Origin of the sequence: Mesorhizobium liriopis (assembly GCF_024053505.1) — a bacterium.
GTDB classification, from domain to species: domain Bacteria; phylum Pseudomonadota; class Alphaproteobacteria; order Rhizobiales; family Rhizobiaceae; genus Mesorhizobium_B; species Mesorhizobium_B liriopis.
Window position 1 is genome coordinate 253,282 of the sequence record NZ_JAMXQS010000007.1, and the last position, 21,485, is coordinate 274,766.

The window sequence follows — 21,485 nt, forward strand, 5'->3', positions numbered from 1 at the left end:
ACGAAAAAGGGCGGCTCGGGGCCGCCCTTTTTGCATCAAGAGTGCAAGGCGTTATGCACCGGGCGTGTTCTTGGCGCGCTCGATGGCTTCCACGATCATCTTGCGGGCATAGGCCGCATCGTGCCAGCCGCCGATCTTGACCCATTTGCCGGGCTCGAGATCCTTGTAGTGCTCGAAGAAGTGCTCGATCTGCTTGAGCGTGATTTCGGGCAGGTCGGTGTGGTTGAAAGTCTTCTCGTAGCGGCGGGTGAGCTTGGGTGTCGGCACCGCGATCACCTTCTCGTCCTGGCCGGCATTGTCTTCCATGATCAACACGCCGATCGGGCGCACATTGATGACGCAGCCCGGCACCAGCTCGCGCGTGTTGCAGACGAGCACATCGATCGGGTCGCCGTCGCCCGAGAGCGTATGGGGCACGAAGCCGTAATTGCCTGGATAGGTCATGGGCGTATAAAGGAAGCGATCGACCACGAGAACGCCGGCTTCCTTGTCCATCTCGTACTTGATCGGCTGGCCGCCGACGGGAACCTCGATGATGACGTTGACGTCTTCCGGCGGGTTGTTGCCGATGCTGATGGCGTCGATGCGCATGGATTGGGGGTCTCCAACCGAAGCAGTTTCACCGAAGCCGCTTCGTCTCTTCGTTTAGCCGCAATTCCGGATGCAAAACCGTTTCGCGCTTTTGCCGGAATTCCTTGTGCGTTCCGCATAGCGGGCGCGGGCGAAGAGAGCAACCGGAGCGTAGAAGCGAGGTTAGGGCGCCCTTAAAGTGCGCTCAGGGCCAGACGAAAGCGAGCTTGCGCAAGGCACGGCCATCGAACACCTCGACGCCTTCCGCCACATCGCGCCCGCCGCGCCCCCGGTAGAAGTCGAGCGCGTTGAGGTTTTCCTCGAGCGCCCAGACGACCAGACCCTTGAGGCCGTTGGCCTGGAGCCGCTCGCGGGCAGCAGTGAACAGCCGGCTGCCCAAGCCCACGCCCTGGCATTCGGGGGAAAGGTAGAGCTCATAGATTTCGCCCGCCTGGGGCAGCTCGCGAGCGCGGTTGCGGCCCAACGTGGCATAGCCGACCACATCGCCTTCCATTTCGACCACGAGCACGGACGCCGCGCGGCCGAGCGCGCCGGTCCACCAGCGCGCACCGCGCCGGCCGATCATAGTGTTCAGCGCGCGATAGGGGATGATGCCGGAATAGGCGTTGCGCCACGCGGCCTCATGGACGGCCGCGATCGAGCCGGCATCCGCTGGTTCCGCCTTGCGGATATCGATGGTCAGCGTGCTCATCGGCTCGCGCGCCCAAATCAGTTAACGACCTGTTAACCATAAAGGGCGCGCGGACTCGGCGGCAACGAGTCCAAAAAGTGAACCTGCTTGACGGCAAGCGGAATTCGAGTCCGCAGGTTGAGTCGGGGCATGCCAGTGGTTTGACGGGGCGTGGTGTGGGTGACGTTTCAACTCGCACTTCGCCTGCAAGCGATCGTCTGAAGCTACCTCAAATCTCCACCACGTGATCCGGCAGCTCGTTCCTGTCACGCTGTGTCGGTGGAAAGTGCTGAGCCAAGTGGCGGCCGACTTCACCCACCGCCTCCACCAGCCCATCGGCCAGCCGATCCTCATGCGCTTTCTCAAGCAGTGCTTCGATCAGGTCGTTCCATGTGTTGCCGGGCACGCGCGTGTGGATGCCGCTGTCGGCGAGGACTTCGGCGTAGCGCTCGGCGAGCGAGACGAAGATCAGCACGCCGGTATGGGCCTCCGTGCGGTGCATGTTACGCGCGAGAAACTGGCGGCGGGCATTGTCATGGGCGAGGCGCAGCCGTGTGGAAGGGAGCGTGAAGCGCAGGCGCAGGCGCGGCACGCAGGCCAGAACGAAAAGCAGGCAAAGTGCGGCAGCGATTTGGGCGAGCGCGAAGAGCGGCAGGTCCAGCACTATCCATTGCCCAGACAGGAAGAGCGAGACAACAAAGCCGGCGCCGAGCACCACCAGGAGTGCGGTGGTGGCCGCGGGGAAGAAATAGTCGCCGCTGGCTCGCGCGACCACGCAGACGATCTCGCCACTGGTGGCGGTTTCGGCCTGCCGGATGCTCTCAGCGATGCGCCGGTGTTCGGCGTCGGACAAGGCGCGTGCCATCACCAGCCCCCGCTCGCGCCGCCGCCGCCGGATGAGCCACCGCCACCGGAGAAACCTCCCCCGCCACCGCCACCCGACCATGAGCCACCGCCCGAGTTCCAGCCGGAGCCCGAACCCCAGACCGAGCCGGGCGCCGTGGTCCAGATGGTTCTGCGCCCATAGCGGTCGGTGCGGACCACACGCCGGCCGCGTCTGCCCGAGCCGACGATGCTGCCGATGAAGCCCATGAAAAAGATCGCGAAAAAGACGGTGGCGAACAGGATGAGGCCCGGATCGACACGGGATCGGTTGGCCTCTTCAGCTTGTGCATTCCGTGCCCGCCGTGCTTCGAGTTCCGCGCCCTGGCCTTCGAGCACGCGAATGATGTCGTCCACCGCTCCTGTGATGCCTCGGGCAAAATCACCGGCACGGAAGGCCGGGACCATAGTGTCTTCGATGATCAGTTTGGAATGAAGATCGGTCAGCGTGCCTTCGAGCCCGTAGCCCACCTCGATGCGCATCTTGCGATCGTCGCGAGCGACGAGCAGCAGGATGCCGTTGTTCTCGCCAGCCTGGCCCAGGCCCCAGGCGCGGAAAAGGCGATTGCTGTAGGGTTCGATTTCTTCACCAGCGAGGCTCGGGATCGTGGCGACCACGATCTGGTCGGAACTCTTCTGCTCGAAGGCTGCAAGCTTCCGGTCGAGCGCTGAAACGGTGGCGGCATCGAGCATTCCCGCATCGTCCACCACGCGGCCCGTGAGCTTGGGCAATTCCGCGGCAAAGCCGGGGAGGGCGCATAGCAGGATGAAAAGGACGAGCAGCCCTCGTGCATACCCTTTGATGTCATGCATGAAAGGCGCCCGGCTCGGAGACTGCGACGAGGCCATGAACCGGCCTCAGCCGCCGTTATTGCCGGTTCCGGTGCTCGTGCCGCCACTGTTGCTGTTCGTGCCGAAATTGACGCTGGGGACCTGGATCTTGTCCTCGGGCACCGTGAACGTCTCGAAGGGCTTCGCATCGCGGAACCAGAGATTGGCCCAGATCACCGAAGGGAAGGTGCGCAGGGTCGTGTTGTACTCGCGCACGCGCTCGATGTAGTCGCGACGCGCCACCGCGATGCGGTTCTCGGTGCCTTCGAGTTGCGCCTGAAGTGCCAGGAAATTCTGGTTGGACTTGAGGTCGGGATAGCTTTCCACGATCGCCAGCAGGCGCGACAGTGCGCCGGTGAGCTGCGCCTGATTTTCCTGCAGCTGGCGCACGGCATTCGGATCGTCGGGCAGCGCGACATTGGTCTGGGTCGCCTTGGCGCGAGCGGCCACCACCGCTTCCAGCGTTTCACGCTCCTGCGCGGCATAGCCTTTCACGGTCTCGACGAGGTTCGGGATCAGGTCGGCGCGGCGCTGATACTGATTGAGCACTTCTGACCACGCGGCGCGGGCCTGCTCTTCCTGGGTCGGAATCGTGTTGTAACCGCAGGCCGAAAGCACGGGCAGTAGCAGAAAGACGGCAAGAAGGCGGAAGGAAAAGCTGGGAAACGGGCGGGCGAGGCTTGCGACCATCACGAGGGCTCCGGGGCATGGATACGTATGAGGCATAACATAATGGTGCGCTTCTGAAAGTCCGCCAGTCTTGTCGCGTCCGGACCGTGCCCATATCAGTCATGGACGAGCAGGAGGGGGCGCCTTGGCATCCGATCACCACAGCGAGCAGGAGGCCCGCCGGACCCTCGATCGCCTGTCGCGCGAAAGCGGCGAGCCGCCGCCCGGACCGGCAACGCCCGACAATGACTGGGCCGAATATTGGGGCCAGCGCATTGGGCGCGTTCTGGGGCTCGTGATCACGGCCGGGCTCCTGGTGGCACTGGCGCTGTTTCTCCTCGGTCGGCCAGGGGGACATTCGTGAGCGAGAGGACGGATCAGCCGCGCGCGGTGATCGTGGCATCGAGCCATGTGGTGCGGGGCAGTCTCGGCAACCGGGCTGTGGTGTTCGCCTTCGAAACGCTCGGTTTCACCGTCTGGGCGTTGCCGACGGTGACGCTCCCCTGGCATGAGGGACGGCGCGAGGCCACGCGTATCGTGCCGGCCCCCGGCGATTGGGAAAAGCTCGTCGATGACCTGATCGCGGCGCCGTGGCTCGGCGAGATCGGCGCGGTGCTGACGGGCTTTCTGGGCAGCGCGGAGCAGGCTGTTCAGCTCTCGCGGCTGGTGCGGGCGGTGAAGGAAAAGAACCATCGCGCCACCTATCTTTGCGATCCGGTTCTGGGGGATGACGGCGAGATCTATGTCGAGGAGGCGATTGCGGAGGCGATCCGCGACCATCTCTTGCCGCTCGCCGACATCGCGACGCCCAACCGTACGGAACTCGAATGGCTGGCCGGCGCGCCCGTGCCGGATATCGAGCATACGATCGCAGCGGCCCTCGATCTCGGCCCGCGCATGGTTTTGACCACTTCGGCACCCGTGGCGCATGAGGGAAGCACCGGCAATCTTCTGCTGACACCGACCGAAGTTCTGCTGGCCGAGCATCGGCGGATTTCATCCGCCCCGCATGGCACGGGCGACCTGACAGCCGCCCTGTTTCTCGCAAGGCTGAGCGAGGGCATGGCGCCGGCAAAGGCTCTGCAGGCGACCACGGCCTCCGTGTTCGACCTCGTGGCGCGCACGGCGAGCCGTGAGGCGGATGAACTGACCCTTGCGACCGATCGACATAGCTTGGTCGAGCCGATGGGGATGGTTCAATTGCGAAAACTGGCGCATCCCGGTGGGGAGTGAGTAGGCTTGGCTGGCGGGGCTTGCCGAGCGCCGAGCGGCCGAGCTTTAATCACTTCCTCCTCCGGCCGGATAAGGTGTCCCGCGCAACACCCCTAATCCCACCACGAAGAACACCGCGATCACCGCCATCCCCAAGCGTGGGCTCCCGCTCCAGGCCGTGACCGTCGCCACCGAGAACGGAGCCAGGAAACTCGTGGCCCGGCCCGCCAGCGCATAGATGCCGAAATAGCGACCGGCATCCTCGATCGGAACGGAACGCGCCAGATAGGAGCGCGATGATGCCTGCACTGGTCCGAAGGCCACGCCGATCAGAAGGCCGTAAACGAGATAGGCCTTCTCCGCCGCCGTGCCGAACAGCCCGTGCGAATCCGCCGTTCCGAGATCGACGAGGAAGAGCGTGAAGCCCGGTCCGGTCGAGACAATGCCGACGAGTGCGATAAGCAGCAGCACGAGCGAGATCGTCACCACGCGCTTCGACCCCAAACTCACATCCAGCTTCGCCGCGACCACGCAGCCGAGGATAGCCACCACGTTCAGGATGATCCCGAACAGCCCGATTTCGGTGATGCTCCACCCAAACATCGCTGCGGCAAATGTCCCGCCCAGTGCGAGAAGCGCGCCGACCCCGTCCTGATAGATCATGCGCGCCACGAGAAAGCGCAGGATGCCTGGCCGTGTCCGCACTTCCCGCAAGGTCGAGCGCAGCTCGCTCATGCCCCGGCGCACGGCCTGCCGAACGGCGAGCCCGCGCTTCTGATCGGGCGTGAACCAGAACATCGGCAGAATGAAAAGAAAGTACCACAGCCCCGAGATCGGTGCGCTCGCGCGCGCATCCTCGCCCTGTGCCGGGTCGAGCCCCCATAGAGGCGCGCTGCCCAGAAGCGTGCGTCCTGTTTCCGGCGAGGCCGACAAGAACAGCACGACGAAGATCAGGACGATCATGCCGCCAAGATAGCCGAGACCCCAGGCGAGGTTGGACAATCGTCCGACTTCTGCCGAGGGCACCAGGCGCGGCATCATGGAATCGTTGAAGACCGTGGAGAATTCGGCCGCAACGGAAGCCAGCGAGAACAGGAGCACTACCCAGAACAGGCTTGAGCCGGGTGCCGCGAACCAGAGCAGGCAAAGACAGATGATTTTCACTGCCGCAAAGCCCGCGATCCATGGTTTGCGCGCGCCGGTCTGGTCCGCGATCGAGCCCAGAACCGGCGAAAGCACGGCGATCACGAAGCCGGCGAGCGCCACGCCATACCCCCATACCGCCTGGCCCGTCGCCGGATCGCTCGCCATGCGGCTCACGAAATAGGGGCCGAAGATGAAGGTCGTGACCACCGTGAAAAAGGGTTGGGCCGCCCAGTCGAACAGCATCCAGCCCCAGAGCCCGGCACGGGTGGTTCGTGCCGCGTCGCGCGTGGCGAGCGCCACCATCAATGGCGCGCTTGGGCGAGATCGCCCATCAGGCCGGCGGCGACGGTCAGGCGCGACAGGCTCATCTCGCCGCCTTCGGTCAGCGCCTGAAGCCGGTCGCGCACGCCGTCGAGCCGCGCGCCAAACCCATTCGTCCAAGTCTTTTCCGGTTCCTTCGGATCACTTCGGAGGGCAGTGACTGCGAGCCTGCGCCGTGCGGCGCTGACGGCATCGAGCGCGTGGCCGAGTGCCAGCGCGTCGAAATAGTCGGTTGGGCTCAAGGTCCGCGCAGCCTCTTCGATGCGTCCCACGCGGAAGGTCTCGCCCACGACGAAATAGCTGCGCGCCGCCGCTTCGAGCGAGACGTCGGCCTCGTCGGCGACGAGCAGGATATCGGGCACCGCTTCGAGTGCAGGCAGACGCGCCAGACGACGGGCCAGCGTCTCGTCGAGACCGAGTTCCACCAACCCAGCCGCTTCCTCGCGCGCCAGTGCAGACAGGCTTTGATCGAAGATCGGCTCGAGAGCTGCCGTCGCTGCTTTCAGCCGGTCCGTCTGCGCTTGCGTATCAGTGCCCGATCCGTCCTTTAGCAGACGCGCGGCGATGCGTTCGAGCGCGGCATTCACGCGGAGATAAAGGTCGAGTTGCGCCGTGCCGTCGATGCGGTTGTCGAGCGCGTCGATGCCGGCATGAAGCGAAGCGAAGTCGAAGCCGTCGCGTGCGATAGCAAAGGCCAGCACCACATCGGCGACGCTTGCCCCCGTCGCTTCCGTCAGCTTCTGCACGATGGCAGGCCCGCCTTTGTTCACGAGGTCGTTGACGAGCACCCGTGTGACGATCTGCGGACGCAGGCGGTGTGCCTCGATCTCGCCGGCATAGTCGTCCCGCATGGTCGCCGGGAAATAGCCGAGGAGGTCGTCGCGGAAGGCCGGATCGGCCGGCACGTCGGTGCCGACGAGGTCGGAAAAGATGACGATCTTGGCGTAAGCCAGAAGCACGCCGAGTTCGGCGCGTGTGAGTCCCAGGCCCCGCGACTGGCGGTCGGTCATCGCCGCCGGGCTCGGAAGGAACTCTACCGCGCGGTCGAGCAGGCCGCGCTCCTCATACTGGCTCATCAGGCGCTTGAGATGCGGCACTTCCGACCCGCCCTTACGCTCCAGAAGCGAGAGCGCCAGCGTCTGCTCGTAATTGTTGCGCAAAACGAGATCGGCCACTTCCTCGGTCATGGAGGCGAGCAGTCTGTTGCGCGCGCCGCGGTCGAGCCGGCCGGCACGCATGGCGTTGGCTAGCGCGATCTTGATGTTCACCTCGACGTCGGACGAGTTCACGCCACCCGAATTGTCGATAGCATCCGAATTGCAGCGTCCGCCGAGCAGGCCGAACTCGATGCGCGCGCGTTGGGTAACGCCGAGATTGGCCCCTTCGCCGATCACCCTGGCGCGCACCTCGTTGGCCGAGACGCGCACCGGGTCGTTGGCGCGGTCACCGGCATCAAGATGGGACTCGCCGCTCGCCTTCACATAAGTGCCGATGCCGCCGAACCAGAGCAGGTCGACCGGCGCCTTCAGGATGGCGTTGATCAGCGTGGCAGGCGTGTATTTTCCGCCCTCGACGCCCAGAGCCTTGGCAGCTTCCGCACCGAGCTTGATCGATTTCTCATTGCGCGCAACGATGGTGCCGCCTTTCGACAGCTTTGCTTGATCGTAATCCGCCCAGGACGAGCGCGGCAGCGCGAAGAGCCGTTGCCGCTCGGCGAGCGACAATGCGGGGTCCGGCTCGGGATCGATGAAGATGTGGCGGTGATCGAAGGCGGCGATCAGGCGGATTTCAGGCGAAAGCAGCATGCCGTTGCCGAACACGTCGCCGCCCATGTCGCCCACGCCGGCCACCGTGAAGGGCTCGCGCTGGATGTCGCGGTTCATCTCGCGGAAATGGCGCTTCACCGCCTCCCACGCGCCGCGCGCGGTGATACCCATCTTCTTGTGGTCGTAGCCGGCCGAGCCGCCCGAGGCGAAGGCGTCGTCGAGCCAGAAATGGTGTGCCTGTGCGATGCCGTTGGCCGTATCCGAGAAGGTGGCGGTTCCCTTGTCGGCGGCGACAACGAAGTACGGATCGTCGGCGTCGTGGCGCACCACGTTTTCGGGCGGTACGATATGGTCGCCCTCGATATTGTCGGTCACCGAAAGCAGGCTGGAAACGAAGTTGACGTAAGCCTGCTTGCCGGCTGCCGCAAAGGCGTCGCGGTCGCTGGCGCTCGGCAGTTGCTTCGGGAAGAAGCCGCCTTTCGCGCCCACCGGCACGATCACAGCATTCTTCACCTGCTGCGCTTTCACGAGGCCCAACACTTCCGTGCGATAGTCCTGCGCTCGATCCGACCAGCGCAGGCCACCGCGCGCAACGGGGCCGAAGCGCAGATGGACGCCCTCGACCTCCGGACCATAAACGAAAATCTCGCGCCAGGGGCGTGGCTCGGGCAGGAATGAGAGACGTTGCGCATCGAGCTTGAACGCAAGCGAGCGATCATCCAGCGTGGGTGCAAAGAAATTGGTGCGCAAGGTCGCATTCACCAGAAGCAGGATGCGACGGAGGATCGTGTCGTCGTCGAGGCTCGGCACCTCATCCAACTGCGCTTCGATGCGGGCCGATAACTCTTCTGCCCGGGCCTCCCGATCCTCGTCACCCTTCGGATCGAGCCGGATGTTGAAGAGCTCCCAAAGCCCCCCGGCAATCGCCGGATAGCGGTTGAGCGTGGCGGCTACGAAATCCTGATTCTGCGGAATGCCGGCCTGCTGCAGATAGCGGCCATAGGCGCGCAGGATGCGGATGGCCGGATCAGGCAGGCGCGCGGTCTGCACCAACGCGTTGAACGGGTCGTTGTCGGCCTCACTGCTCCAAACGGCCAGAAACAGGGCCTCGATCAGCGCACCGCCATCCGACAGGTCCACCGCGCCGTCAAAGGCGTTTTCGAGTTCCATGTCGTGGATGAAGACCGGTGCACCATCGCGCTCCTTCAATTCGAAGGTGCGTTCGGAAATGACGCGGAAGCCCATATTCTCGAGCATCGGCACACGGCGCGACAGCGAAACGGGCTCGCCGAGGTGGAAAATCTTCAGCGCCGCACCGTCGTTCCGCGCACCATTCAGGCGGCGGAAATCGATGGCGATGGGCTTTTCGGGCGCCAGATCGCGGATAGCCGCCGCGTCCGCCAGCGCTTCATCGGGCTGGAAACTGTCGCGATAGCTTGCAGGATAGCGAAGTGCGGCCTGCATGAGATCGGGCGTCACGCGGCTGGCGGACGCTGCCTCGCGCAAGGCATCGTCCCATGTGCGGACGATGGCGCGGATGCCGGCTTCGAGTGCTGCCGGGTCAGGCGTCGGCACTTCGCCGCCCGAACGGCCGATGATGAAATGCACGCGCGCCAGCCCGCCTTCGGGAAAGGCCGGGTAATAGGCCGAAACGCGGCCCTGGAATGCATCCTTCAGAAACAGCCCGATCTTTTCCCGTATATCGGAATCGTAGCGGTCGCGCGGCACGAAGACGATGACCGACACGAAGCGGTCGAACTGGTCGTGGCGGATCAGCACGCGCACGCGCGGCCGGTCTCCAAGCGCAAGGATGGCTTCCGCGTGCTCCTTCAGAACCGGCACCGGCACCTGGAAGAGTTCGTCGCGCGGATAGGATTCGAGCACATTCACCAAGGCCTTGCCGGAATGATCGTGCACATCGAGGCCCGACTGCCGGATGACGCTCTCGGCCTTGGAGCGCAGGAAGGGGATCTTGAAGACGGAGCGCGTGTAGGCGGTCGAAGTGAACAGCCCGACGATGCGCAATTCGCCAATCAGTTCGCCCGCATCGCTGAATGTCTTGACCCCGATATAATCAAGATAGGCGCGTCGGTGGACCAGGCTTTTCGAGTTCGCCTTGGTGACGATGAGGGGCTCGGGGCCGGACAGGAAGGCTCGTACTTCAGGCGTTGTTGTCGCCGTTTCGACATCGCGGCGAAGGACGAGCAGATCGGGATCGCGCAGAATGCCCAAGCCCGGTGCTTCCGCCCGCGTGAGCGCGCCGCCTTCCTCGTTCGGTGTGAACAGGAATTCGCGCATGCCGAGAAAGGTGAAATTGCTGTCGCGCAGCCATTCGAGGAAGGCGACGGCTTCCGTCACCGCTTCCGGGGCGAGCGGTGTCTCGCCGTAGCGGAAGGAGGAGATGGCGCGATCGAGCCGGCCGAGCATCGGCTTCCAGTCGCCGATCGCGCGGCGAACCTGAAGCAGCACCGACTCGATACGGTCTTTCAGCAGTTGCGCCGCTTCCTCGCCGAGCCTCGGCACATGGACGTGGATCAGGCTGATCCGGCCCTTGGCCTTGGGTGAAGCGGCTTCCGGGCCGTCCTTGTGCGCGTCGTGGATGCTTGCGATGTGTCCGTCGCCATCGCGCTCTACCAAGAGCACGGGATGCAACACCAAGCGGGGCTCGGCGCTGTGCACTGCGATCTCACCCAGCACCGAATCGAAAAGAAATGGCATGTTGTCGTTGACGACGGTGATGGCTGACAGCGCCAAGCCATGAGCATCGAGCGGATCGACCCGCACCTCGCTGTGGCCAGGCCGATGCGCTTCGAGGGCCGAAAGCGCCAGATCGGCGGCCTGGGCAAGCGTAGCCTGATCATACTGCGCGAGGTCTTCCTCGGTGCCCCGCGCAGTCAGGATCGAAAGAAGCGCGTTTTCTTCGCTTTTCACGCGCTTCGACCCGGATTTCTGGCTTTGAGCCATCGTTCAGCATTTCCCGTGCCTGCTTTTGCGCGCGAACCTAGCGGGCCGTCACCGGTTTGGCGACAGGCCTTGGCCTTATCGCCCATTCGCGAAACGATTAAATGACGGGACGCCTCAGCGCGAGGCGATGGCAGCCGCCGCACCCGCCATGGTGGTGGCGCTCAAGCGGTTGACGATCCGCATCGCGCAGGGACTGCGCAGGAGCCGGCGGGCGCCTTGGGCTGCCACCGCCCAGCCGAAATCGATGACCATCAGCACGAGCACCATGGTCGCCACCAGTTCGGCCCAGCCGAATAAGGACACGCGCGTGAGATCGAGCAGTGTCGGCAGGAGCGCCAGATAGAACATCATGATCTTCGGATTGCCGAGCGTGACGGCAAGGCCCGCCAAGAACATGCGCCAAGGCGCGGTGCGCTCGGGCACCACGGTGGTTTCAGCCGCGACCGGGGCGTGCCACATCTTCCAGGCGAGAAAAGCGAGATAACCGACGCCCGCCCATTTGATGGCGAGAAAGAGCCAGTGAAAACTCTCCGCCACCTGTGCAAGGCCCCAGATGGCCAGCGACAGCCAGATCGCCTCTCCCACCCACATCGCAGCAAGGAAAGGCAGCACATCGCCAATGCCGCGTGACAGCACACGGGACACGAGGGCTGCGATACTGGGGCCTGGGGTGCCGGCCGCGACGAACAGGGCTGCGGCAAAAAGGAGAAGAGAGGCGAGGGTCATAGGGGCAGCCCGAAGTGGAGCGGCGAGGATAGTGGATTTCGGCGTGGTTGCCATGGAGAATTGGATGGGTCGGTGAGGTCCCCGCCACCCCTTCGTCATGCGGCGCTCTGCTCGAAAACGCAAAAGAGCCGGAAGCGTCTCCGCTTCCGGCTCTTCGAACTCAACGCTCGGCGCGGCGCTTGCGCTGCTTAAGCGACCTTGCTCTTCTCGAACCGCTTGCGCTCATGGGTGTCGAGATAAAGCTTGCGCAGACGGATCGACTTCGGGGTCACTTCCACCAGCTCGTCGTCCTGGATCCAGGCGAGCGCGCGTTCCAGCGTCATGCGCACGGGCGGGGTCAGCTTCACCGCCTCATCCTTGCCGGCGGCGCGGATGTTGGTGAGCTTCTTGCCTTTCAGCACGTTCACTTCGAGATCGTTGTCGCGGGTGTGGATGCCGATGATCATGCCGGCATAGACCTTGACGCCCGGATCGATCACCATCGGACCACGATCCTCGAGGTTCCACAGCGCATAGGCCACGGCCTCGCCCGGCTCGTTGGCGATCAAAACGCCCTGGATGCGGCCCGGGATGTCGCCCTTATATGGCTCATAGGCGTGAAACAGGCGGTTCATGATGGCCGTGCCGCGCGTGTCGGTCAGAAGCTCCGACTGGTAGCCGATAAGGCCGCGCGTCGGGGCATGGAACACGAGACGCTGGCGGTTGCCGCCCGAAGGACGCAACTCCTTCATCTCGGCTTTGCGCTCGCTCATCTTCTGAACGACGATGCCGGCATGCTCCTCATCGACGTCGATCACGACTTCCTCGACGGGCTCGAGCAGCTGGCCGTTCTCGTCCTTCTGCATGACGACGCGCGGACGCGACACGGCGATCTCGAAGCCTTCGCGGCGCATGGTCTCGATCAGAACCGCGAGCTGAAGCTCGCCGCGGCCGGACACGAAGAACGAATCCTTCTCGGACGATTCCTCGATCTTGAGCGCGACATTACCTTCGGCCTCACGGAAGAGACGGTCGCGGATCACGCGGCTCGTCACCTTGTCGCCTTCGGTGCCGGCAAGCGGGCTATCGTTGACGATGAAGCTCATGGTCACGGTCGGCGGATCGATCGGCTGCGCTTCGAGCGGCTCACTGACGGACGGATCGCAGAACGTGTCGGCGACGGTGCCCTTGGACAGACCGGCGATCGCCACGATGTCCCCGGCATTCGCCTCGTCGATCGGCTGACGCTCGAGGCCGCGGAAAGCGAGGATCTTGGAGATGCGGCCCTGCTCGATCATGTTGCCGTCGCTGCCCAGAACCTTGACGGCCTGGTTGGGCTTCAGGTTGCCTGAATGGACGCGGCCGGTGATGATGCGGCCAAGGAATGGGTTGGCTTCGAGGATCGTGCCGATCATGCGGAACGGGCCGGACGCCACCTTGGGCTCGGGCACGTGACGGACGACGAGATCGAACAGCGCCGCGAGACCCTGGTCGGTCGGCCCTTCCGGGCTCTCGGCCAGCCAGCCGGCGCGGCCCGAACCGTAAAGGATCGGGAAATCGAGCTGCTCATCGGTGGCATCGAGGGCGGCGAAGAGGTCGAACACCTCGTTGACCACCTCGACATGGCGCGCGTCGGGGCGGTCGATCTTGTTGATGACGACGATGGGCTTCAAGCCAACCTTGAGTGCCTTGCCGACCACGAACTTGGTCTGAGGCATCGGGCCTTCGGCAGCGTCGACGAGCAGAACCGCGCCGTCCACCATTGACAGGATGCGCTCCACCTCACCGCCGAAATCGGCGTGGCCGGGGGTGTCCACGATGTTGATGCGGCAATCCTTCCATTCCACCGAAGTGGCCTTGGCGAGGATCGTGATGCCGCGTTCCTTTTCGAGGTCGTTGGAATCCATGGCGCGCTCGGCGACGCGCTGGTTGTCGCGCACGGCGCCCGACTGCTTGAGCAGCGCATCGACGAGCGTGGTCTTGCCATGATCGACGTGCGCGATGATCGCGATATTGCGAAGGGTCATTTTAACAGAGATCTCGGAGTTTGGCGGCGGGCGCCCAAGCAAGTCTGGTGGCTTCGGGCTGGGTTAAGACGTCTCGCACCGCTGAATTCGGATGCGCTCATACCCTCTTTTTCGCAATTGCGAAAGAGGCCGTTAACACATCCCTGTCATGCGCCCCTGCTTTGGCTCCGAATGGTTTATGAAGCGGGGAAGGGGCCGCCCCAGTCCGCGCGCCGTGCCTGCTTGAACGCCTCGCCTTCGCGGCGGGTGACGAGCCGCTCTTCCAGCACTCCGCTGTTTCGGCAGAGCTTGAGCGCGACCTTGCCGCTTCCCGTGCGTGCAGGCCCGACGATCCGTGCCTGTGGCATTGGGACGTTCAAGCGGGTTGCTGCGAGGTAGATGTATTTCTCATCCTCCCAAGGCACTTCAGCACCTTTGGTCAGCCGGTGCGTGCGCGAGCGGGACACGCGCTGGGCGAAATGGCACCAGTCGGGTGCGATGATAGGGCAGGGCTCACGGTGCGGGCATGGGGCGACGAGCGCGGCGCCCTTCGCAATCAACTGCCCGCGGACGGCCAGGATGCGTTGCCAGCCAGCCGGCGTGCCGGGCTCGACCACGAGCAGCACCCCTGCGGTCGCTTCCCACAACCGGTCGATCAGCCCGTCGCGCGTGGGAGGTTCGAGCTCGTCCAGAACATAGGAAAGCGTGACGAGATCGGCTTTTGCGCGGGGCGCGAGATCGCGCGTGATGTCGCCTGCGCGCCATTCGACATGGGCCACACTGCCCGTTTGTGCGAGCTTGTTGCCAAGCGTCCTGATCGGCCCGCTCGCTTCCCATAGCTCGGCGCGCTCCAGTTCCAGCCAGCAATCCTCGGCGGCCCAGAGCGCGGTTCCCGGTCCAGCACCGCAGTCGAGCAATGTGCGTGGAGTGAAATCCGGCAGCCCTTCCGCCACCCGCTCCATCGCCGCGCGCAAGGCGGCGAATGTCGCGGGCATGCGGGCCGCAAGATAAGCGAGCCCAGCTTTTTCATCGCTCAGATGGAGCATGCCATCGCGCGTTTCCGCCCGGTAGCGCGTGGAAAGGCGCGTCGAGGCGCTTCGCAACTCGTCCTGCGAGGCACCGTCGAGGATCTGGTCGAGCGCCGCCGCGAGCGCGCCGGGCAGTTGCACCTCAGATCAGCCCGCGCTTTGCCATCATGGCCTCGGCCGTCGGCATCTTGCCGCGGAAGCGCGTATAGAGCTCTTCCGGGTCGGCCGAACCGCCGGCGGCATAGATGAAGTGCTTGAGCTTGTCCGCGAGTGCCGGATCGAACGGATCGCCGGTTTCGGTGAAGGCGGCGAAGGCGTCCGCATCCAGCACTTCCGACCACATGTAGGAATAGTAGCCGGCCGAATAGCCGTCGCCCGAAAACACGTGCTGGAAGTGCGGGGTGCGGTGGCGCATGACGATGGCGTCGGGCATGCCGATCCGGTCCAGCACCTCCTTTTCGAACGCCATCGGATCGATGGGCGCCTCCGCCCGTGCGTGGTAGGCCATATCGACCAGTGCGGACGAGGTGAACTCCACCGTTGCGAAACCCTGGTTGAAGTTGCGCGCGGCTTCCATCTTTTCGATCAGGCTTTTCGGCATTGCCTCGCCCGTTTCGGCATGGCGCGCATGGCGCTCCAGGATTTCCGGCACGGTCAGCCAGTGCTCGTAGAGCTGCGAGGGCAGTTCCACGAAGTCGCGCGAGACGCTGGTGCCCGATACCGACGGCCACGTCACCTCGGACAGCATGCCGTGCAGGGCATGGCCGAACTCATGGAACAGTGTCCGCGCTTCATCGAGCGACAGCAGCGCAGGTTGGCCTGCCGGCGGCTCGGCGAAGTTCATGACATTGTAGATGATGGGTGCCGAGCCCTCGCCGAGCTTGTAGCTCGAGCGCAAGCCGCTCATCCACGCGCCGGAGCGTTTGGAAGGGCGGTTGAAATAGTCGGCGAGAAACAGCCCGCGCGGCGAGCCGTCCGCGTTCATCACCGCGAACACGCGCACCGACGGGTGCCAGCCAGCGACATCCGCCAGCTCATCGAATTTCAGCCCGAACAGCCGTTCCGCGACATCGAAGGAAGCCGCGATGACGTTTTCCAGTTCGAGATAAGGCTTCAGCTCGGCCTCGTCGAAGGCATAGCGCTGGGCGCGCAGCTTTTCCTGGAAGAAGCGCCAGTCCCAGGCGGCGATCGGTTCGTTGGTGCCGCCTTGGGCCGCGAGTGCCTGCAAATCTTCCTGATCGCTTGCCGCCTTGGCGCGAGCGCGCTCCCAGACGGGATCGAGCAGGTCCCACACAGCCTGCGGGGTCTTCGCCATGGTGTTGTCGAGCTTGAGGCTGGCGAAATCGGGATAGCCGACGAGCCTGGCTTTTTCCGCGCGCAGCTTCAGCGTCTGAGCGACGATCGGCCGGTTGTCGTGTTCGGCCACCAGTTCGCCGCGACCGATAAAGGCGCGGAAGGCCTGCTCGCGCAGGTCGCGCCGCTCGGAGAATGTCGTGAACGGCTCATAGATCGAGCGCGACAGCGTCACCGCATAGCGGCCCTTCTGTCCACGCGAGGTAGCAGCCTCGGCCATGGCGCTTTTCAGAAACTCGGGCAGACCGGCAAGGTCGCCTTCGTCCAGAAACAACACCCAGTCCTTTTCGTCGCCAAGCACGTTCTGGCCGAAGCGCGCGCCCAGTCCCGCCAGTTCCTCATTGATGGCCTTCAGCCGCGCTTTGCCGGCATCGTCGAGCTTGGCGCCCGCGCGCACGAAGCGCTTCCAGGAGAGTTCGAGCACCCGCAGCGTCTCAGCATCGAGCCCAAGCGTCTCACGTTCCTGATAGAGCGTGTCGATACGGGCGAAGAGCGCCGGGTTCATCGAGATTTCCGACCCGTGCCGCGCCATTTTCGGCGCGATCTCGCGCTCGAGCCCTTGGATCGTTTCATTGGTGTTGGCGCCCGCCAGCGCCCAGAAGATCGCCGACACGCGCTCCAGGGGCTCGCCTGAAAGCTCGAGCGCCTGGAGAGTGTTTTCGATTGTGGGCTTCTCGGGGTTGTTCGCGATCCGCTCCACATCCGCCATGTGGTTTCCGAGCGCGGCATCGAAAGCCGGCCCGAAATCCTCGTCGCGCACCAGTTCGAAAGCCGGCAGGCCATGCGGACCGTTCCACGCGGTCAGGGGATGCGTCTGAAGATCAGGACTGGACATGGTGGCTCCGAGTAAAGTCGTGCGGCTGGCATAAGGCTCGTCAGCGCCGCATGTAAGCAGGCAAAGCGCGGGAGGCAATCAAACCGGCATGATCATTCGCGGCATCGACTTCACCTCGCGCCCAACGAGGCGCAAACCGATCACCTGCGTCGAGGCGCGGCTTGATGGCGAGGTGTTGAAGGTCGAGCGACTGGAAAAGTGGGAAAGCTTTGGGGGCTATGGAGAGGTGTTGCGGCGCCCCGGTCCCTGGATCGCCGGTCTCGATTTTCCTTTCTCGCAATCGCGTCGTTTCATCGAAAACATCGGCTGGCCGCGTGAGTGGCGCGCCATGATCCGCCATGTCGCCGGCATGGATCGCGCCGCCTTCCGTGCAGCTCTCGAAGCCTACCGACTGCCACGCGCCATCGGCGACCGCGAGCACAGCCGCGCAACCGACAGGTCGGCCCGTTCGGTCAGCCCGCAGAAACTTTATGGCGTACCGGTCGCCCTGATGTTCTTCGAAGGCGTGCCACGCCTGCTCGAAGCGGGTGTCACGGTCGCCGGGTTGCACGAGGGAGATCCGGAGCGTGTCGCGGTGGAAGCCTATCCCGGCGTCCTTGCCCGCCACCTGATCGGACGGCGATCCTACAAGAACGACGATCTCAGGAAGCAGACCGCCGACCAGCAGGCGGCGCGGGAGGAGATACTCAGGCACCTTGGCAGCGGCACGCTTCTCCCCACCCATGGCGTGATCGTCGAAACCGATATTCCCTTTGCGGACGATCCGAGCGGCGACACGCTCGACGCCCTGCTTTGCGCTGTACAAGCCGCATGGTGCTGTCGCGAAAGAGACCACGATTTCGGCGCACCGGAAGGGTTCGACCTGCTGGAAGGCTGGATCGCGGATCCGACACTTCCAACAGTGTGACGTCCGAGCTTCAAGCCTGTGAAAACCGGACCGGGACGCCTGTCCCGCGTAAGAGCTCAATTTTTGGCGCACGGTCGGCGTTCTGCAGCCGGTTGGCTTGCCGTCCCCTGATATTTGTCAGGCGGATGACCCAGCCTTAGTGCCGGAAGTGTCGGACCCCGGTGAACACCATCGCCAAACCGGCCTCGTCCGCTGCCTTGATCACATCCTCGTCGCGCATCGAGCCGCCCGGCTGGATCACGGCCGTGGCACCCGCTTCCGCAGCCGCCAGCAATCCGTCGGCAAAGGGGAAGAACGCGTCGGACGCGACCACGGAACCGAGCGTCTGCGGCTCGGCCAGACCAGCTGCCTCCGCCGCATCACGCGCTTTCCAGGCGGCGATGCGCGAAGCATCCACACGGCTCATCTGGCCGGCACCGATGCCGACCGTCGCGCCATTCTTGGCATAAACGATGGCATTCGACTTCACGTGTTTGGTCACACGGAAGGCGAAGCGCATGTCGGCGAGTTCCTGCGCGCTCGGCTCCCGCCTGGAAACGATACGCAGGTCGAGATCGTCCACGCTCTGCGCGTCGCGGTTCTGAAGCAGGAAGCCGCCGGCAATGGTGCGAAGAACACGGCCACCGGCGCGCGGATCGGGCATGGCGCCGGTGAGGAGCAGGCGCAGGTTCTTCTTGGCGGCGATTACCTGAAGCGCCTCGTCACTCGCCTCGGGCGCGATGATCACTTCGGTGAAGATTTCGACCACGGCGCGCGCGGTGTCCGCGTCGAGTTTCTGGTTGAAGGCGACGATACCGCCAAATGCCGAGATCGGATCGCAGGCGAGCGCCTTGCGGTAGGCATCGAGCAGGTCTGGCCCCTCGGCCACACCGCATGGATTGGCGTGCTTGACGATGATGGCGGCAGCGGTTCGGCTCGCATCGAACTCGGCAGCGAGCTCGAACGCGGCGTCGGTGTCGTTGAGATTGTTGAAGGACAGCGCCTTGCCCTGCACGACGCGGGCAAGTGCGGCCCCTGGGCGCTGCTCGCCGGTCAGATAGAGCCCCGCCTGCTGGTGCGGGTTCTCGCCATAGCGCATGGAGGAGGCGAGCTTGCCGCCGAGCGCAAAGCGGGCGGGCGCCTGGATGTCGAGCGCGTCCGCAAACCAGCCTGCGATGGCCGCATCATAGGTCGCGGTGCGGGCGAAGGCGCGGGCGGCGAGCGTCTTGCGGAACTCGTAAGACAGCGCGCCATCGCCTTCATCCAGCGCATCAAGCACGGACGCGTAGTCGGCCGGATCGGTGACGCAGGCGAGATAGGCGTGGTTCTTCGCCGCCGCGCGGATCATGGCCGGGCCGCCGATGTCGATGTTCTCAACCGTGTTGGCCCAATCCGCTCCCTTCTGGCGCACTTCCTCGAAGGGGTAGAGGTTGACGACAAGCAGATCGATCGGCGCGATCTTGTGCGTTTCCATGGCCTGCGCATGCTCGGCATCGTCGCGAATGCCGAGGAGTGCGCCATGGACGCCGGGGTGAAGCGTCTTCACGCGGCCGTCCATGATTTCGGGGAAACCGGTGAGTTCGGAGACGTCGCGGACGGCAAGGCCCGCTTCAGCAAGGCTCTTGCGCGTGCCGCCGGTCGAAACCAGCTCGACGCCGCGTGCAGCGAGCGCCTGGGCGAACTCGATCAGGCCGGTCTTGTCGGAAACCGAGAGGAGCGCACGTCGGATGGCAACGCGGTCGGGCGGGGTGATGGACTTGGCGGCGACGGCCATTGGCGCGGCTTCCTGTGAGAGAAGTGATGCGCTGCGGGTTAGCCGGGCTCCGCCCTCAAGATCAAGCGTTTCCGCCTGAGAGGCTATTCCTGGTCCATGACAGCCTCTAAATCCGCACAAAGCTCCAGCCGATCTCGGCATTGTCGCCCGCCTCGAAACGGATCACGATCTGCCGTGTGCGGCGTGGGCCGGCGATGCCGGCGAAGAAGATCGACTCTTCCACCTGCGGCTCATGCTCGCGGCAGCGGAAGGTCCAGGCCTCGTTGCCGCGTGCGACCAGCACCAGCGCACCGTGCTCGTCGCGGAAGAGCTCGACATCCGGATGAAGGTGAAAACGCAGGGTTCCCTGAACGGTATTCCGGGTAGCCCGGCCTCGTGCGACGAGCCTGTCGAGGCCCGACAGGCGCGTGCCGTTGCGGTCGAGGCGCAGGGCTCGATCATGGATGAAACCGAAGCGGGAGAGATAGCCGTCATGGCTGGCGGTGAAGCCTTGCGCATCGCGCTCGTCCTGCCTTTCAACCGTAACCTGGCGCGGGCCGTCGATCATGGGCGCAGCGGGCGCATCCCTGGCGCCACGGGGGAGCGCGAAGCGGGCGGAGGAGGTGTCGTCGAGCACCAGCGTCGAGTGCGCGGCGGTGGCGCGGGCAAGCGGGCGGAAGTCGGCCGCACCGCGATGATCGACGCCGCTGTTCACCACGAGGCTGCGCCCGTTGGCCGAGAACTCGAATGACAAGCAGCCCGCATGGGCTTCGAAGGAGAGATCGAGCGGAGGAATGGCACCGCAATCGGCGATCACCACGGTGCGCGCTTGGTTGAGCCGCGTGTAGCCTGAGTGAGCCGCATGCGTCAGCGGCGTGCCGCGCGATTCGTCGTGGCGCATGATGGCGGCGATGCGCTCGTGTGGTGTCGCGCCGACGCCGTTGAAGCGCGCCAGCGTATCGTCGGCATGACGGAAGAAGCGCAGCATGGGCAGCATGCGCTCGATGGCATGCAGAAGGGCTGGTGGCGGGGCTTCGCCTTGCGCGGCGTAGGTGTGGCGCAAGGGCAGGAGGTCGCTCAACAGACTGACCAGCATTTCCGGGTTTCGCCCGCGATGCCCGCCATCGGGCAGGATCTGGCGCTCGAGTTCCTGCGACAGATGCCGCGTGGCAAACAGCAAGGCGCGTTGGGAGACGGGGAGCGAAAGGGCCGAAAAAGCCAGCGCGATGCGCGCCTGCAGCCGGTCGCTGCCCGCCGGCAGGTCGGGCGTGACGGCACGCAAGTAGCGCACTTGAACCATCATCGAGCGGAGAAAGGCGCGGTGGAAGGACCGTTCGGCCCCTTGCAGCAGCATGGGAGAATGCACGAGCCATGCGTTCAGCCTCGTCGCAACGGTGCGCGGCTCCCAAGCGTCGCCCCCGATGCGCCGGCCGGGGCCTTCGATCCAGTCGGATACGAGCGCCCGGGCGTTCGCATAAGCGAGTTCTGTGCGGGCGGCGCGGCAGTGGCGCAGCCAGCCGAAGCCGTGCAGTTCCTCACGCCAGCCCCGATGGGGCACGGAAAGCGAAAAGGGCGAACTGCCATGGGTTTCCACCATCCGCCCGCCGAGCGGAAAGCGGCCATGGTAGATATCCTGGGCGATCAGCGGGTCTGCGGCGCGGAGGTCGGGCGGGGAGGCAAGCACGCGACTTGGCGTGGTGCCGGCGAAGCGCCACCGATGCAGCCACCCGATCCGGAGCCGCCGTCGCGTTCGGCGCAAGCCATCGCGCAAAGCTAGCCCCCAGATGGGCATCCGGCTATCCGCCGTGATTGCCACCACCACTCCTTGGATTGTTTCCCCGACGGTGATTCTAGCTGATTCACGAGG

The 21,485-nt window shown here is 64.7% G+C and carries 16 protein-coding genes; 3 read left to right on the plus strand and 13 right to left on the minus strand.

Annotated features, from left to right (window positions below; translation table 11 throughout):
• Positions 1-51: 51 nt before the first annotated feature.
• From ppa to NGM99_RS15585, 5 genes are all read right to left on the minus strand, one after another.
• Entirely contained in the window at positions 52-591 is a 540-nt protein-coding gene (gene ppa / locus NGM99_RS15565; RefSeq protein WP_252820518.1) for an inorganic diphosphatase, read from the minus strand.
• Between the two features lie 184 nt (positions 592-775).
• Positions 776-1,282 (minus strand): GNAT family N-acetyltransferase, encoded by a 507-nt coding sequence (locus tag NGM99_RS15570; RefSeq protein WP_252820520.1) that lies wholly within the window; start codon positions 1,280-1,282, stop codon positions 776-778.
• A gap of 208 nt (positions 1,283-1,490) precedes the next feature.
• A complete protein-coding gene (locus NGM99_RS15575; protein ID WP_252820522.1) occupies positions 1,491-2,126 on the minus strand; it encodes a TPM domain-containing protein in 636 nt (211 codons plus the stop codon).
• Positions 2,126-2,956: a TPM domain-containing protein gene (locus tag NGM99_RS15580; RefSeq protein WP_252820524.1), complete on the minus strand. Its 831-nt coding sequence runs from the start codon at positions 2,954-2,956 to the stop codon at positions 2,126-2,128. Before NGM99_RS15580 ends, NGM99_RS15575 begins: the two co-directional genes overlap by 1 nt.
• 45 nt (positions 2,957-3,001) lie before the next feature.
• Positions 3,002-3,664 (minus strand): LemA family protein, encoded by a 663-nt coding sequence (locus tag NGM99_RS15585; RefSeq protein WP_252820526.1) that lies wholly within the window; start codon positions 3,662-3,664, stop codon positions 3,002-3,004.
• A gap of 124 nt (positions 3,665-3,788) precedes the next feature.
• On the opposite strand from NGM99_RS15585, the gene NGM99_RS15590 reads away from it, so the two are divergent.
• Together NGM99_RS15590 and pdxY are read left to right on the plus strand one after the other, a co-directional pair.
• The gene (locus tag NGM99_RS15590) at positions 3,789-4,007 is read left to right on the plus strand and encodes a hypothetical protein (protein ID WP_252820528.1); all 219 of its coding nucleotides are present in this window, start codon (positions 3,789-3,791) and stop codon (positions 4,005-4,007) included.
• On the plus strand, positions 4,004-4,876 hold the full coding sequence (pdxY, locus tag NGM99_RS15595) for a pyridoxal kinase PdxY (protein WP_252820530.1): 873 nt from the start codon (positions 4,004-4,006) through the stop codon (positions 4,874-4,876). The genes NGM99_RS15590 and pdxY overlap by 4 nt, the downstream gene beginning before the upstream one ends.
• Before the next feature lie 45 nt (positions 4,877-4,921).
• Here the strand turns inward: pdxY and NGM99_RS15600 are convergent, their stop codons facing one another.
• The 6 genes from NGM99_RS15600 to NGM99_RS15625 all read right to left on the minus strand — a co-directional run bounded on the left by NGM99_RS15600 (position 4,922) and on the right by NGM99_RS15625 (position 16,979).
• Positions 4,922-6,304: an MFS transporter gene (locus NGM99_RS15600; protein ID WP_353937427.1), complete on the minus strand. Its 1,383-nt coding sequence runs from the start codon at positions 6,302-6,304 to the stop codon at positions 4,922-4,924.
• The gene (locus tag NGM99_RS15605; protein WP_252820534.1) at positions 6,304-11,052 is read right to left on the minus strand and encodes an NAD-glutamate dehydrogenase; all 4,749 of its coding nucleotides are present in this window, start codon (positions 11,050-11,052) and stop codon (positions 6,304-6,306) included. Before NGM99_RS15605 ends, NGM99_RS15600 begins: the two co-directional genes overlap by 1 nt.
• Before the next feature lie 114 nt (positions 11,053-11,166).
• Positions 11,167-11,778 carry a LysE family translocator gene (locus NGM99_RS15610; RefSeq protein ID WP_252820535.1) on the minus strand — a complete coding sequence of 204 codons (612 nt, stop codon included), beginning with the start codon at positions 11,776-11,778 and terminating at the stop codon, positions 11,167-11,169.
• 188 nt (positions 11,779-11,966) lie between these two features.
• Complete coding sequence (gene typA / locus NGM99_RS15615) at positions 11,967-13,784, minus strand: translational GTPase TypA (protein ID WP_252820537.1); 1,818 nt, start codon at positions 13,782-13,784, stop codon at positions 11,967-11,969.
• Between the two features lie 176 nt (positions 13,785-13,960).
• Positions 13,961-14,932 carry a small ribosomal subunit Rsm22 family protein gene (locus NGM99_RS15620; protein WP_252820539.1) on the minus strand — a complete coding sequence of 324 codons (972 nt, stop codon included), beginning with the start codon at positions 14,930-14,932 and terminating at the stop codon, positions 13,961-13,963.
• 1 nt (position 14,933) lies between these two features.
• Positions 14,934-16,979, minus strand: a complete 2,046-nt coding sequence (locus NGM99_RS15625) for a M3 family metallopeptidase (RefSeq protein WP_252820541.1) — start codon at positions 16,977-16,979, stop codon at positions 14,934-14,936.
• Between the two features lie 88 nt (positions 16,980-17,067).
• Between NGM99_RS15625 and NGM99_RS15630 the strand changes: the two genes are divergently transcribed.
• Positions 17,068-17,886 (plus strand): DUF429 domain-containing protein, encoded by an 819-nt coding sequence (locus tag NGM99_RS15630; protein WP_252820542.1) that lies wholly within the window; start codon positions 17,068-17,070, stop codon positions 17,884-17,886.
• A gap of 136 nt (positions 17,887-18,022) precedes the next feature.
• On the opposite strand, the gene purH is transcribed toward NGM99_RS15630, so the two are convergent.
• Both purH and NGM99_RS15640 read right to left on the minus strand, forming a co-directional pair.
• On the minus strand, positions 18,023-19,639 hold the full coding sequence (purH, locus tag NGM99_RS15635; RefSeq protein ID WP_252820544.1) for a bifunctional phosphoribosylaminoimidazolecarboxamide formyltransferase/IMP cyclohydrolase: 1,617 nt from the start codon (positions 19,637-19,639) through the stop codon (positions 18,023-18,025).
• 106 nt (positions 19,640-19,745) lie between these two features.
• Positions 19,746-21,410 carry a heparinase II/III family protein gene (locus tag NGM99_RS15640; protein ID WP_252820820.1) on the minus strand — a complete coding sequence of 555 codons (1,665 nt, stop codon included), beginning with the start codon at positions 21,408-21,410 and terminating at the stop codon, positions 19,746-19,748.
• Positions 21,411-21,485 lie beyond the last annotated feature (75 nt).